Origin of the sequence: Phyllobacterium calauticae (genome assembly GCF_019991125.1) — a bacterium.
GTDB classification, from domain to species: domain Bacteria; phylum Pseudomonadota; class Alphaproteobacteria; order Rhizobiales; family Rhizobiaceae; genus Phyllobacterium; species Phyllobacterium calauticae.
In genome coordinates this window covers 1-12,927 of record NZ_JAGENB010000005.1, presented here as the reverse complement: position 1 = coordinate 12,927, position 12,927 = coordinate 1, and the positions used below count along the sequence as shown (strand labels likewise).

Sequence of the window (12,927 nt, the reverse complement as noted above, 5' to 3'; positions counted from 1 at the left end):
CGAAAATAGGGCTGCCCACCGGCAGCGCGTCGTAATACGATCAAACTCTGGGAGGTAGTGACATGCGCAAAAGCATTTATCTGAAATCAACCATTCTTGGTGCCGCCGTTGTGGCCATCGCCGCCTTTGCCGCTCCGGCACAGGCTGCAGGCGTCGGTGCCTGCCTGATCACCAAGACGGACACCAATCCGTTTTTCGTCAAGATGAAAGAGGGCGCCGTTGCCAAGGCAAAGGAACTCGGCGTCGACCTCAAGACCTATGCCGGCAAGATCGACGGCGACAGCGAAAGCCAGGTGGCCGCGATTGAAACCTGCATCGCCGATGGTGCCAAGGGCATCCTGATCACCGCATCCGACACGGCCGGCATTGTTTCGTCGGTCAAGCAGGCCCGCGCTGCCGGCGTCCTCGTCATTGCACTCGATACACCGCTTGATCCGATCGATGCGGCAGACGCAACATTTGCCACGGACAATCTTCTGGCAGGCGAACTCGTCGGCAAGTGGGCCGCTGAAACGTTGGGCGACAAGGCCAAGGATGCAAAAATTGCCTTCCTTGACCTGACACCCTCGCAGCCGTCGGTCGATGTGCTGCGCGACCAGGGTTTCATGAAGGGCTTTGGCATTGACGTGGTCGACATCAACAAGATCGGCGACGAAACAGACCCGCGCATTGTCGGCCATGACGTTACCAACGGCAATGAAGAAGGCGGCCGCAAGGCGATGGAAAACCTTCTGCAGAAAGATCCTGGCATCAACGTCGTTCATACGATCAATGAACCGGCCGCGGCCGGTGCTTACGAAGCACTGAAGGCATTCGGCAAGGACAAGGGCGTCCTTCTCGTGTCCATCGACGGCGGCTGCCCGGGCGTGAAGAATGTCGAAGCCGGCATCATCGGCGCAACCTCGCAGCAGTATCCGCTGATGATGGCTTCGCTCGGCATCGAGGCAATCAAGAAGTTCGCCGATACCGGCGAAAAGCCGAAGCCAACGGCAGGCAAGAGCTTCTTTGATACGGGCGTTTCCCTGGTGACGGACAAGCCGGTCAAGGGCGTCGAGTCCATCGACGTGAAAAGCGGCCTTGCCAAGTGCTGGGGCTGATCGCGCCCTGATTTGACAGAAAAGCCAGCAAACAGCGAGAGGACGGTGTAAAACCGTCCTCTCTGAGCTGCGCAAATTTTGGGGGAACCAACCCATGAACGAAGCCAATCCGGGATCACAACCCAAACAGGAATTCGAGCGCGTTCTGACACAGAGCGCCACGGCCATCGCCAGTTTCGACGGCGAGCAGAAGAGCCTGGTCGAGCGGACGCGCCATTTTCTTCATTCGAGCCCGGCAGCGGTACCGCTGATCGTTCTCGTTCTGTCGCTGGCGGTTTTCGCCATTATTGTCGGTTCGCGCTTTTTCACACCCTTTGCCCTGTCGCTGATCCTGCAACAGGTCGCGATCGTCGGCATTGTCGGCGCCGCCCAGACCTTGGTGATCCTGACCGCCGGTATCGACCTTTCCGTCGGCGCGATCATGGTCCTCACATCGGTTGTCATGGGCCAGTTCACCTTCCGTTACGGACTGCCTGTCGAACTTTCCATCCTGTGCGGCGTGGCCCTCGGCGGATTGTGCGGTCTCATCAACGGCATTCTCATTGCCTATGTGAAACTGCCTCCCTTCATCGTCACGCTCGGCACTTGGCAGATCTTTCTGGCCACGACCTATATCTACTCGGCCAACGAAACGATCCGGGCGCAGGACATCGAAGCGAAGGCGCGCATGCTGCAGTTCTTCGGCGAAAAAATCCAGATCGGCAGCGCCACCTTCACCTATGGCGTGTTTGCCATGATCCTTCTGATCGCCGTTCTCTGGTACGTGCTGAACCACACCGCCTGGGGCCGCCATCTCTATGCGATCGGCGATGATCCGGAAGCGGCGGAACTGGCGGGTGTCAGGACCAAGCGCGTGCTGATTTCCGTCTACGTGCTGGCCGGTTTCATCTGCGCGCTCGCCGGTTGGGCCCAGATCGGCCGCAACGGTTCGGTGTCACCGCAGGTCGGCCAGTTCGCCAATATCGAATCCATCACCGCAGTGGTTATCGGCGGCATGTCGCTCTTCGGCGGACGCGGCTCCATCCTCGGCATGCTGTTCGGCGCGCTGATCGTCGGCGTCTTCTCCTTCGGCATGCGCATGTACGGCACGGATGTCCAATGGACCTATCTGATGATCGGCGTGCTGATCATCACGGCCGTGGCAATCGATCAGTGGATCAGAAAGGTAGCAGGCTGATGACACCGCAACCCATTCTCACCGCCCGCGGCCTGGTCAAGCGGTATGGCCGTGTCACCGCGCTCGATCATGCGGATTTCGATCTTTATGCCGGCGAAGTCCTCGCCGTCATCGGCGACAACGGCGCGGGAAAATCCTCGCTGATCAAGGCGATTTCCGGTGCGGTTCATCCCGACGAGGGCGAGATCACGCTCGATGGCAAGCCGATCCATTTCCGCTCTCCCATGGAAGCGCGCGATGCCGGGATCGAAACGGTCTATCAGAACCTTGCCCTGTCGCCGGCACTTTCCATCGCCGACAACATGTTTCTCGGCCGCGAAATCCGCAAGCCGGGTATTCTGGGCAGCTGGCTGCGCATGCTCGACCGCAAGACCATGGAAAAGCAGGCCCGTGACAAGCTGACCGAGCTTGGCCTGATGACCATTCAGAACATCAGCCAGGCGGTGGAAACACTCTCCGGCGGCCAGCGGCAGGGTGTCGCCGTGGCACGCGCGGCCGCCTTCGGCTCCAAGGTCGTCATCATGGACGAACCGACGGCGGCGCTCGGCGTCAAGGAGTCACGCCGCGTTCTCGAGCTCATCCAGGATGTGAAAAAGCGCGGATTGCCGATTGTGCTGATCTCGCACAATATGCCACATGTTTTCGAAGTGGCGGACCGCATCCACATTCACCGGCTTGGCAAACGCCTTTGTGTCATCGACCCGAAGGAATACAGCATGTCGGATGCCGTGGCATTCATGACCGGCGCCAAGGAACCACCCGCCAGTCTTGCTGCATGAAGGACAGAATTGAAAAATGAAACGCTCAGAAGTCAACGCGATCATCCGTGAAAGCGACAAGTTCATCCGCTCCTTCGGCTATGTCATGCCGCCTTTCGCCTACTGGTCGCCGGAAGAGCTGAAGGCCCGCACGTCAAGCGATTCCAGGGCCATTCTCGATGCCAGGCTCGGCTGGGATATCACCGACTATGGGCAGGGCAAGTTCGATGAACTCGGCCTGTTCCTCTTCACCACCCGCAACGGCAATCAGGCAGACCTGAAAAAGGGCGGCGGCATGCTCTATGCGGAAAAGATCATGATCTCCCGCGAAAAGCAGCTCTCGCCGATGCACCGCCATATCGTCAAGGCCGAGGACATCATCAACCGCGGCGGCGGCACGCTCGTGCTCGAACTGTTCAACTCGAATGCCGATGGCAGCGTCGACGAGAAGACGGATGTGGAAGTGGCAACCGACGGGCGTATCGTCACGCTGAAGGCCGGCGGCCTGCTGAAGCTGCAGCCGGGCGAAAGCGTGACGCTGCTGCCGGGAAACTGGCACGCATTCTGGGGCGAGGGCGGCGACGTCCTGATCGGCGAGGTTTCCACGGTCAATGACGACCTGACCGACAATATCTTCCGCGAGCCCATCGGCCGCTTCTCTTCGATTGAAGAAGACGAGGCACCGGTGCATCTTCTGGTTTCCGATTATGACAAATGGCTTGCCTGAACCATCGGACGGTTACGGCAACGGATAGCATTCCATGATTATAGCGATCGATGAGCTGGTGACAGCCATTCTGGCCCGCGCCACCGAAAACAAACGTTTGATCGTTGCCATTGCCGGCCCTCCGGGGGCCGGCAAATCCACCGTTTCCGCCGCTATATCAGCGGCAATCAACGCGCGCGAGGCCAATGCGGCCGTCGTGGTGCCCATGGACGGATTCCATCTCGACAACGCCATCCTCGATGCGCGCGACCAGCGCAAGCGCAAGGGATCGCCGCCGACCTTCGACTGTGCCGGCCTGGAAGTGCTGTTGAAACGCCTCAGGGCAGGGGAAGACAATGTCGTCATTCCGCTCTTTGACCGCAAGCTCGATCTCGCCCGGGCGGGCGCTGCCGTGGTCAGCGGCGATCAGCGCATTCTTCTGGTCGAGGGGAACTATCTTCTTCTGAACCAGTCGCCCTGGGACCGGCTGGCTCCGCTGTTCGACCTCACCGTATTCCTGCAGGTGGATCGTGTCGAAATGGAAAATCGCCTCGTGCAACGGTGGCTGGGCTATGGCTACAATGTCGGCTCGGCACAGCAGCGTGCCCTGTCGAACGACATACCCAATGCCGACCTTGTGCTCTCCGCCTCGCGCCCCGCTGACTACACGGTCGTCAACTAAAGCCATTGGGAAGCCTGCGGCAATCCGCGGGGAATTCCGGCCCTCGTGCTGCACGGCGGGCCGGGTTCCGGCTCATCCGCAAACGCGCGGCGTTTCTTCGATCCTGAGCGCTACCGCATCATCCTGTTCGATCAGCGGGGCTGCGGACGCAGCATACCGCATGCCAGCGATCCCCAGACCGATATGTCCGTGAACACGACGGAACATTTGTTGAGGGATATCGAATGTTTGCGCGCCCATCTTGATATCGGGCATTGGCTTCTGTTCGGCATGTCATGGGGCTGTACGCTCGGGCTTGCCTATGCCGAGGCCTATCCGGAGCGTGTCCGGGCTTTGGTGGTGGCAGGGGTGACCACGACGCGGCGATCCGAGATCGATTGGCTCTATCGCGGCATCGCTCCGCTGTTTCCCGAGCAATGGGCGCATTTCCGGCGCGGCGCTGAGCTGGACAATGTCCGGCATGTCTCCGGTGCGTGGTTCGACAAGCTCGCCATGAGGGGATTGAGTGCCCTGCAGAAACAAGACCTGCCTCATGGTGAGCTTGTCGAACCACGCACTCAATCAATGCAGCAAGACTTGGCCAAAAACACCGATGAGCCCGATGACGATCTTGTCGCTGCCTATTATCGCCTGCTCAATGATGCGGATCCCGCCATCCGTTTGCAGGCGGCGCGCGACTGGCATGCGTGGGAGTCCGCGTCCATTCTTGTCGATCCCGCGGCAAAACTGTCACCGAAATGGTCGGATGATCGCTATATCCTGGCACGCGCCCGCATCATCACCCATTATTTCCATCACAATGCCTGGCTGGAAGACCGCATTTTATTGAACCAAGCCAGTCTGTTGAAGGGAATTCCTGGTGTCATGATTCAGGGCCGTTTCGACCTTGAAGCCCCGCTTGTCACCGCGTGGGAGTTATCGAAGGTCTGGCCGGATGGCACGCTTGTCATCGTGCCCAATACGGGTCATTCCCCAACCAGTCCCGGCATGACGGACGCCATTATCGCCGCAATGGACCGGTTTGCAAGCGGGCCGTCAAATGGTGCGGTCGGCATTTGATGCAGCCGAAAGCCTATGCGCGGGGTGAAAGGCGTGTGGCCATGTTTGCCATGATTGCCGCAGCCGCCGCGCGGGTAATGCCGGCCCAGGACTGCAAGACTTCCGGAGTTATGCGGTAGGCGGGGCCGGTGACGGAAATGCCCGCAACGAAGTGCCGGTTATTGGCATGTATCGGCGCGGCAACGCAGCAAATGTCCGCCTCGTGTTCTTCCCGGTCATAGGCATTGCCTTCCACCCGGATCTGCTCGATTTCCTGCCGCAACGCCTTGGCATCGGGCAGCGTGCTCGCGGTAAAACGCCGAAACGCGATCTGGGCAATGCGCGCCTGAAGCTCATCGTCGGGCAGGGCGGACAGGGCTGCCTTGCCGACGCCGGTGCAATAGACCGGGGCGGTATTGCCGATCTGCGAATACATGCGCACGCTCTGCCGGCTTTCGACCTTGTCGAGATAGATCACCTCGATACCCCGCAACACACCCAAATGAACCGTTTCACCGGTCTGCTCATGCAGTCTCTGCAGGTGCGGTTCGGCAATGGCGCGAAAATCATTGCTGGCCCAGGCCCTGGAGGCGAGCTCCAGCAGGCGCAGCCCGAGACCGTAGGAGTGATCCCGGTTCAGGTCGAGAAGTCCTTCCTCGATCAGATTGGATATTTGCCGGTGCAGCGTGCCACGCGGCTGGTCGGACAGTTTGAGCACATCGGTAAAGCGAAGCGGCACGGGCGACGATGCAATGATGTGCACGACCTCAAGCGCCTTTCCGAGCGTCCCCGTTGAATTTTCCCGTGCCTTGCCCATTGAATCGCAACCGCCTCTTGACTTTCGGCACCATAGGATGACTATTCTATATAGTCAAATCAAGTTCCAAATAATGGAACACTGCAGCGAGATTTTCTCATGATGCCCTCGGCGATTTTCCCTGACCTGAAAGATCGTTCTGTCCTGATCACCGGGGGAGGGTCCGGGATCGGCGCAGCGTTGACGGAAGGGTTCGTACGCCAGGGTTCGCGCGTCGCCTTCATCGACATTGCAGATGAGGCTTCGCAGGCACTGGCAGAGCGCCTCGACCGCGAATATGGCAACCGGCCGCTCTATCTCAATACGGACCTGCGCGATATCGAAGCGCTGCGTGCCTCAATCGGCCGCGCCATTGCGGCCCACGGCCCGGTGACGGTGCTTGTGAACAATGCCGCCTGGGACGACAGGCACGACATCGATGATGTGACCGTCGAATACTGGGACAAGAACCAGTCGGTCAATCTGCGTCCGCAGTTCTTCGCCGCGCAGGCCGTTGTGCCGGGCATGCGGCAGGCGGGGGGCGGTTCCATTGTCAATTTCACCTCGACGTCCTTCATGATCAATCAGGGCAACTTTCCCTCCTATACCGCTGCAAAGGCTGGGATTATCGGCCTGACCAAGGGCCTTGCCGGACGCCTCGGGCCGGAGAAAATCCGCGTCAATGCGATCGCGCCGGGATGGGTCATCACCGACCGCCAGCGCGAACTCTGGGTGACGGAAGACGGTTTGAAATCCCACATCGGCAAGCAGGTCCTCAAGGAAGAAATCCAGCCCGGCGATATGGTCGGTCCCTGCCTGTTTCTCGCCTCCGATGCCGCCCGCATGCTCACCGCCCAGACATTGATTGTCGATGGAGGCTATCTGTGACCACCGCTGCAACCTATGCCGTTGCCGACTGGGGAACGAGCCGTTTCCGTCTCTGGCTTCTCGACCGTGAAGGCCATGTCGTCGCCGAACGGCGTTCGGACGATGGCCTGGATACCTCCCGCGCGCGCGGTTTCGCTGAAACGCTCGAGGATCATCTCGCCAGTCTGCGCGCACCGGTGGATTTGCCGGTCATCATCTGCGGCATGGCGGGTTCGCGTCAGGGCTGGGTGGAAGCCAATTATGTCCCGGTTCCGGCGGATCTCACCGCCATTCTTTCCGGGGCGGTGAAGATTGCCGGTATCAGGCGCGATGTGCGTATCATTCCCGGTCTGTCGCAGTCGGGCAGCGCGCCCAATGTCATGCGGGGAGAGGAAACCCAGCTGCTGGGTGCCATGCTGGCGCGCAATCTGCGCAGCGGCCTCGTGGCGATGCCCGGCACGCATTCGAAATGGGTCGAGCTGGACGAGGGCAGGGCAACGTCATTTTCGACCTTCCTGACCGGCGAGCTCTATGCGCTTCTGGCCGGGCATTCGATCCTGCGGCATTCCATCGGCAACGCCGCGGAAGCGGTGACACCCGACCACCCCCAATTCACCGCGGGGCTCGAATTGATGCTCGGCGGCAACCGGCGCATGCTGGGCGAGCTCTTTGGCATCCGCGCGGCGATGCTGCTGGAAAATCTGCCCCCGAACGGTGCCGCGTCGCGGCTGTCCGGTCTGCTTATCGGAACGGAAATTGCCGGGGCCAAGGAAAAATTCGGCACCTCGGCCACCATTGCACTCGTCGCATCCGGCGCGATGGCCACGCTTTATGCCAAAGCCATGACCGTTGCCGGCCTGAACTTCGATATCGTCGACGCCGATGAAGCGGTGCGCAAGGGCCTGTTCGTTGCCGCGTCACAGCTTTGGCCAGCCATACAAGGATAATTCCAATGCCCCAATCGTCCGCTCCCTGGCCGAAACTGAAGCGCGATCTCATCGCGATCCTGCGCGGCGTCAAGCCGGATGAAGTGCTGGCCATCGGCGAAGAACTGGTGAAAGCCGGTATCGATGTCATCGAGGTGCCGCTGAATTCACCCGAACCGTTCCAGTCCATCGAGCTCCTGGCAAAGACACTGCCGTCCCATGTCCTGATCGGGGCAGGAACTGTGCTTGATCCCGCCGACATCGCGCGCCTCGATGCAGCGGGGGGCCGCCTGATGATCAGCCCCAATGTCGATGCCGCCGTGCTGGCCGCCGCCGCCCGGGCCGGGATGGTCACCATGCCCGGCGTTTTCACGCCGACGGAAGCGCTGGCCGCCTTGCAGGCCGGGGCCTCGGGCCTCAAGTTTTTCCCGGCAAGCGTCCTGGGGCCGGACGGCATCAAGGCGATCAGCGCCATCCTGCCGAAGGGAACAGTCATCGGCGCCGTCGGCGGCGTCGACGAGAACGGCTTTGCCGCCTACGCCAAGGTCGGGGTTCGTACCTTCGGCCTGGGTTCCAGCCTGTACAAGGTCGGCGCATCCGCTTCCCACGTCGCTGAACGGGCAAGGGCCACGGTTGAGGCCTATGACCGCACCTTCCAAGCCGGAGCCTGACCATGGATCAGCCGAAGATCAGCATCCTGCACGACGACCCATGTGAACTCGGCGAAGGCCCCGGTTACGATCCGCTGACAAGCACGATCTGGTGGTTCGATATCGTCACCGGCCGGCTTTTCGAGAAGCCGCGCGCCGGGGGTCCGGCCGCCATCCACCCGCTCGGCCAGATGGCGAGCGCGCTTGCGGTGATCGATGCGGGGCGCCAGCTGATCGCGACGGAAACAGGTCTGTTCATCCGCGACCGCAAGACCGGACACACGGTCATGCACCAGCCCATCGAGGCGGACAATCCGGTGACCCGCTCGAACGACGCCCGCGTCCATCCGGCGGGCGCCTTCTGGATCGGCACCATGGGCAAGAAATCGCAGAAGGGGGCAGGATCGATCTATTGGTACCGGGAAGGGCAGCTGCGCACCCTTTTCACCGGCATTTCGATCACCAATTCGATCTGCTTCTCGCCGGACGGGCGCATCAGCTATTTCGCCGATACCACCCGCAATATCATCTGGCGAGTCGATACGGATCCGCAGACCGGCCTGCCCATCGGCGAGCCCGCGGTCTTTTACCAGCACAAGGACGCCGGCGGCATTGACGGCTCCGTCGTTGACCGCGACGGCAATCTCTGGAATGCGTGCTGGGGCCGTTCGCATATCGATGTCTATTCGCCCGATGGCAGACGCATCCGTTCGATCGCAACCCCGGCGCGGCAACCATCCTGCCCGGCGTTCATCGACGCCGACTCCGCAACCCTGGTGGTAACGACTGCCTATCATGACATGACGGAAGCGGAGCAAAAATCCGATCCCAATGCCGGCAAGACATTCCTGATCGAACTGGCCGGGAAGGGGCGTTTCGATCCGCCCGTGAGATTGTGACGATTTCGCCTCCCGTCAACCCGAAAGGTCGCGTGTCAGATACGCCCGCTTGCCGAATAGGACCATGATGATGAAGCCGGTGGCTGAAAAGACAATGGCCAGAAGCAGCCAGCCCGGCAAACCCCAGCCAACCAGCAGGGCCGTGAGCAGAATGGGGCCGAACATTTCGGCGGCCGCAGAACTGGTATTGAAGAAACCCTGATATTCGCCCTCCTGCCCCGGCGGCGCCAGTCGGAAGCTTAGATCCCAGGCTCCGGCCATGTGCATCATCTCACCCAACACATGCAGCAAGGCCGCCAGGAAAGCGAATACCACCGTCAGCCATACCGTCGACGGCACAGCCATTGCTGCAAAAAAGAAACAGGCCACAGACAACAGAAGGGTGGCGAAGAAGATCGACCTGCGCGCCTCGCAAGCGTTGGTGACCCGGCGCGCCAGCCGCACCTGCATCAGCATGACACTTATCGTGTTCAAGCCATAGAGGACCGAAGCGATCCAAAGCGGGGCGTTGGTGTGCAGGGCAATCCACAGGGGCAGCGCCATGTTGAGCAGAGGAATGTAGAGAAGAATGACCGTGTTGAGCAGCGTCAGGATCATATAGGGCCGGTCTCCCAGCACGGTGAGCGGAGAACCTTTCCGGATGGTGGCAAGCCCCGGCGCCACGGGCGGCAGCAAACGATAGGCCGCAGCAGCAGCGAGGAAAATTGCCCCGCCAAGGGCAAAGGCCAGCCGATAGCCGGTCAAACTGTCGAAATACCATGCCAGGCCGCCGATCATGGCACCGGCCGATAGGCCGCAATTGCCTAGCGCACGCAGATACGCGCTCGTTTGCGTGCGCTGACTGGCATCAATAAGGGTCGCAATCATCGCCATGCGCGCGGTCATGGCGCCACGCAGACCTGCGGCAAAGCAACAGGCGATTATGACAAAGGCCGTGACCCCGCTAACCAACAGGAAAATCCAGTCGCTGACGCCGGCCCCAACGGTCAGCCACGCCGCAATGTTGCGCGCGTTCCAGCGATCGGCAAGAATGCCGATGGGCAATGGCACAAGCAAGCCAACCAATCCGGCTACCGTCAGACCAAGGCCTATTTCGAGCGGCGCCAAACCGGATGCTCTGGAAAAGAACAAGGCAGAACTGGAAAAATATACACCGGCGGCGACGGCACCCATCGTCTGGGCAATGGCAAGCCCGCGAACTGTCCTGTCCGCGGGCAAGAAGGGCAATGGGAAAACGCCGTATTTTAACCGATTTTCTGGCTATCGCCATGCAGCGAGATGACTTCTGGCGACCAAGACACCGAAGTACAACCAGCGGTCGTGGCTATTGTATCCTCTCCATCGGTTGTAGCAATGTATGCTGGTTTGTCATAATCATGCTCTGTTGGATTATCCTCGCACAAAACCTACATCAGATCGAAATGACTGAGAATTAGACCAACGGACTAGAGACGGCAGGGAAGGGTGTCTGACTCTCCCTCGCAGCGAAAAAAGGCCACGCCGATGCGTGTTTCCGGACACATGTCCGGGAGAACCGGTGCAATTTGCAGTGAACGCAACTTGGAGTAGTTGACAATAGCGTCAAAGCTGCCAATCAGGCTGGAATGTTAACCATATTCCTCCGGCCGGGAGACATAATCCGATGGACAAGCTGAATTTGCATCAGGACGAAATAGACGCATTTGATCTTGCTCCCATTTCCCTCTGGCTGGAAGATTTCAGCGATGTCCGGAAATTCTTCGATTCCCTCCGGCAGACCGGTGTCGACGACATCACGTCCTATCTGCGCGAGGATGAAAACCGGGTGCGCGATTGCGCAAGGCTCATCCGCGTCATCAAGGTCAACAAGAAGACGCTGTCGCTGTTTGAAGCCGCTGATTTCAGCGAACTCGTCGCCAATCTCGGCGCCATTTTCCGTGACGACATGCTGCAGACGCATGTGCAGGAGCTGGCGCAGCTTTGGCAAGGCAAGGGCGAGTTCTCCAGCGACACCGTGAACTATTCGCTGTCCGGCAAGCGGCTCGATATCCAGCTGCGCGGCAAGGTCTTGCCCGGCTATGAAACAAGCTGGGAAAAGGTCCTTATCTCCATCGAGGACGTGACCGACCGGGAAGAGGCGAGACGGCAGCACGCGGCAAGCCAGCGCTATGCCGAGGGTCTCTTCGAGCATTCTCCCGTATCCCTGTGGGTCGAGGATTTCAGCAAGATCAAGAAGCTGCTCGACGGGCTGCGCAACCGCGGCATCGAAGACTTCCGGGTTTTCACCGATGTTCACCCGGAATTCGTCCAGCAATGCGCCAGCGAAATCCGTGTCATCGATGTGAACCGCGAAACGCTCAAGCTGTTCCAGGCGCCGGACGCCATGACCTTGCTGCGCCGCTTGCCCGACGTCTTCAAGGACGAGATGAACGTGCATTTCCGCGAACAGCTGATCGACCTGTGGAACGGCAAGCTGTTCCATCAGCGCGAGACGGTCAATTACGCGCTCGACGGCACCGAACGCCATGTCCTTCTGCAGTTTTCCGTGCTGCCCGGGCACGAAACAGACTGGTCACTGGTTCAGATATCGCTGACCGATATCACCGCGCGCAAGAAAGCCGAAGCCTATCTTGAATATCTCGGCAAGCATGATGTGCTGACGCGTCTGCACAACCGTGCCTTCTACGTCGATGAGTTGAACCGGCTGGAACGCCGGGAGTTCTTTCCGGTCTCCATCGTCATCCTCGATCTCAACGGACTGAAGACGACGAACGATCAATGGGGCCACGGTGTCGGCGATGGACTGTTGCGCCGGGCCGGCGAAATCCTCAGCGAAGCCGTGAAGCCGCCGCACTATGCCGCGCGGATCGGCGGCGATGAATTTGCCGTGCTTCTGCCGGCAGTCGATGAACCCGGCGCGGTGGCGGTCGTCGAGGAAATTGTCAGCCTGATCGAGATCAACAACCAGTACTATTCCAATATTCCGCTGAGTTTTTCGATTGGCTGGGCCACCAGCGCCGCCGGCGAGAAACTGGAAGCCGTGGCAAAGCGCGCGGACCTGCAGATGTACCAGGACAAGCGGTTGCGCTATTCGACCGGTGAAACCGGTTGGCGCAGCGGTACGACCGTGCGCGAACAGGGCTGATTGCCTTGGCTGTTGTCGGGACATGTCTGTATCCTGGCAACAAAGAGTAGTTCCATAACTACTCTTATGCGATTTTGATGTGTAGCCGCAAAGTTAAAATGTCCTGTTTCTGCAAAGTAGAAACGTCGCTGTGTCACCTTCTCGTTGATTGCAACGAGATTTGGGATGCGGATTTTGGGACTGATTTTAATGAGCGAACGCGAACTG

Annotated in this window: 13 protein-coding genes; 11 read left to right on the top strand and 2 right to left on the bottom strand. The window is 59.9% G+C overall.

The features are described 5' to 3' along the window. Positions 1-80 precede the first annotated feature (80 nt). The 6 genes from J1W56_RS17610 (at position 81) to J1W56_RS17585 (ending at position 5,479) form a co-directional block, all read left to right on the top strand. Positions 81-1,097 (top strand): sugar ABC transporter substrate-binding protein, encoded by a 1,017-nt coding sequence (locus J1W56_RS17610; protein WP_223614925.1) that lies wholly within the window; start codon positions 81-83, stop codon positions 1,095-1,097. A gap of 94 nt (positions 1,098-1,191) precedes the next feature. Continuing rightward, positions 1,192-2,274 carry an ABC transporter permease gene (locus J1W56_RS17605; protein WP_223614607.1) on the top strand — a complete coding sequence of 361 codons (1,083 nt, stop codon included), beginning with the start codon at positions 1,192-1,194 and terminating at the stop codon, positions 2,272-2,274. Continuing rightward, complete coding sequence (locus tag J1W56_RS17600; RefSeq protein WP_223614606.1) at positions 2,274-3,053, top strand: ATP-binding cassette domain-containing protein; 780 nt, start codon at positions 2,274-2,276, stop codon at positions 3,051-3,053. Before J1W56_RS17605 ends, J1W56_RS17600 begins: the two co-directional genes overlap by 1 nt. Before the next feature lie 16 nt (positions 3,054-3,069). Then, the gene (locus tag J1W56_RS17595; RefSeq protein WP_223614605.1) at positions 3,070-3,759 is read left to right on the top strand and encodes a D-lyxose/D-mannose family sugar isomerase; all 690 of its coding nucleotides are present in this window, start codon (positions 3,070-3,072) and stop codon (positions 3,757-3,759) included. A 34-nt stretch (positions 3,760-3,793) separates the two neighbouring features. Continuing rightward, a complete protein-coding gene (locus J1W56_RS17590) occupies positions 3,794-4,420 on the top strand; it encodes a nucleoside/nucleotide kinase family protein (protein ID WP_223614604.1) in 627 nt (208 codons plus the stop codon). Between the two features lie 33 nt (positions 4,421-4,453). Next, positions 4,454-5,479, top strand: coding sequence for an alpha/beta fold hydrolase (locus J1W56_RS17585; RefSeq protein WP_404928444.1), 1,026 nt, complete (start codon positions 4,454-4,456; stop codon positions 5,477-5,479). 13 nt (positions 5,480-5,492) lie between these two features. On the opposite strand, the gene J1W56_RS17580 is transcribed toward J1W56_RS17585, so the two are convergent. Next, complete coding sequence (locus J1W56_RS17580; protein WP_223614603.1) at positions 5,493-6,275, bottom strand: IclR family transcriptional regulator; 783 nt, start codon at positions 6,273-6,275, stop codon at positions 5,493-5,495. A 99-nt stretch (positions 6,276-6,374) separates the two neighbouring features. Here J1W56_RS17580 and J1W56_RS17575 point away from each other — a divergent pair, with 99 nt between their 5' ends. From J1W56_RS17575 to J1W56_RS17560, 4 genes are read left to right on the top strand one after another with little or no spacing between them, the layout of a single operon-like run. Beyond that, the gene (locus J1W56_RS17575; protein ID WP_223614602.1) at positions 6,375-7,142 is read left to right on the top strand and encodes an SDR family NAD(P)-dependent oxidoreductase; all 768 of its coding nucleotides are present in this window, start codon (positions 6,375-6,377) and stop codon (positions 7,140-7,142) included. Continuing rightward, positions 7,139-8,068 carry a 2-dehydro-3-deoxygalactonokinase gene (locus tag J1W56_RS17570; protein ID WP_223614601.1) on the top strand — a complete coding sequence of 310 codons (930 nt, stop codon included), beginning with the start codon at positions 7,139-7,141 and terminating at the stop codon, positions 8,066-8,068. Before J1W56_RS17575 ends, J1W56_RS17570 begins: the two co-directional genes overlap by 4 nt. 5 nt (positions 8,069-8,073) lie before the next feature. Beyond that, complete coding sequence (locus J1W56_RS17565; protein ID WP_223614600.1) at positions 8,074-8,718, top strand: 2-dehydro-3-deoxy-6-phosphogalactonate aldolase; 645 nt, start codon at positions 8,074-8,076, stop codon at positions 8,716-8,718. A gap of 2 nt (positions 8,719-8,720) precedes the next feature. Continuing rightward, positions 8,721-9,596: an SMP-30/gluconolactonase/LRE family protein gene (locus tag J1W56_RS17560; RefSeq protein ID WP_223614599.1), complete on the top strand. Its 876-nt coding sequence runs from the start codon at positions 8,721-8,723 to the stop codon at positions 9,594-9,596. Between the two features lie 15 nt (positions 9,597-9,611). On the opposite strand, the gene J1W56_RS17555 is transcribed toward J1W56_RS17560, so the two are convergent. Then, on the bottom strand, positions 9,612-10,823 hold the full coding sequence (locus J1W56_RS17555) for an MFS transporter (protein ID WP_223614598.1): 1,212 nt from the start codon (positions 10,821-10,823) through the stop codon (positions 9,612-9,614). A 415-nt stretch (positions 10,824-11,238) separates the two neighbouring features. Here J1W56_RS17555 and J1W56_RS17550 point away from each other — a divergent pair, with 415 nt between their 5' ends. Then, a complete protein-coding gene (locus tag J1W56_RS17550; protein ID WP_223614597.1) occupies positions 11,239-12,720 on the top strand; it encodes a sensor domain-containing diguanylate cyclase in 1,482 nt (493 codons plus the stop codon). The last annotated feature ends 207 nt before the right edge of the window (positions 12,721-12,927 follow it).